The sequence below is a fragment of the Pseudonocardia sp. EV170527-09 genome, assembly GCF_008369905.1.
Lineage (GTDB): Bacteria > Actinomycetota > Actinomycetes > Mycobacteriales > Pseudonocardiaceae > Pseudonocardia.
The window spans coordinates 1-992 of sequence record NZ_VRMC01000261.1 but is presented as its reverse complement, the minus strand read 5'-3'; the positions used below and the strand labels follow the sequence as shown (position 1 = coordinate 992).

The following is a 992-nucleotide window of genomic DNA, read 5'->3' as shown; positions in this document are numbered from 1 at the left end:
TCTCGTTCTCAGCAGAGCCCATAGGGTCTGATGTCATCACTCACAGTGCCCATCCCGCCGGACGCTGAGGTCCGGCGTGTCGGGCCGGAACCACCGTTCGTTGCACAGGCCCATGCCCACGGCCTGCTCCGCGCGGCGATCGAGTACCCGGACCCGGTGGTCTTCCTGGAGCCGAAGAAGCACTACTTCACCTCCGAGGAGGTCGACACCGCCGTGCCGGTGCCACCGATCGGACGTGCCGTCGTCCGCCGCCCCGGGGCCGACGCGACGCTCATCGCCTACGGCCCGACGGTCCCGCTCGCCCTCGCCGCCGCCGAGGAGGCCGCCCTGGAGGGCCGCGACCTCGGCGTTGTCGACCTGCGGTCGATCGTCCCGTTCGACGACGAGACCGTCTGCGCGCAGGTGCGCAGGACCGGGCGGGCGGTCGTCGTCGCGGAGGCACCGGGGTTCGCCTCGGTCGCCTCGGAGATCGCCGCCCGGGTCTCGGAGCGGTGCTTCCACCACCTCGAGGCGCCGGTGCGCCGGGTGACCGGTTTCGACGTGCCCTACCCGCCGCCGAAGCTGGAGCAGCACCACCTGCGGTTGCGTCCAGGGACGTGGTGTACGACGTCGTCGCTGATCAACGGCGTGGCGTCGGGATATGAGACGGCCACCGCGTGATCCTTCGAGTGCTTAGAGTTCTCGAGGGAGGAGACGCGATGGCCGCGTCAGACAGTGTGAACGATGTGGCGGGCTGGGTGAACGACCGGCTCGCTGATGCAAGCCCGGATCTGCTCCGGGCGATGATCAAACAGTTCGCCGAGACGCTCATGGCGGCCGAGGCCGACGCGATGTGCGGCGCCGGCTATCGGGAACGCAGCGCCGAGCGGGTCAACTCCCGCAACGGCTACCGGGCCCGGGACTGGGACACCCGCGCCGGCAGCGTGGAGCTGGCGATCCCCAAACTCCGCACCGGTTCCTACTTTCCCGACTGGCTGCTCGAGCGCCGGCGC

At 70.3% G+C, this 992-nt stretch carries 1 protein-coding gene and 1 pseudogene; both read left to right on the top strand.

What is annotated here, in order from left to right:
• Nucleotides 1–108 precede the first annotated feature (108 nt).
• Nucleotides 109–660, top strand: a pseudogene (locus FVA95_RS28970) (transketolase C-terminal domain-containing protein); the annotation flags it as partial.
• Nucleotides 661–698: 38 nt separating this feature from the next.
• The coding region (locus FVA95_RS28965) for a transposase (RefSeq protein ID WP_193564365.1) at nt 699–992 on the top strand (294 nt) is incomplete at its 3' end.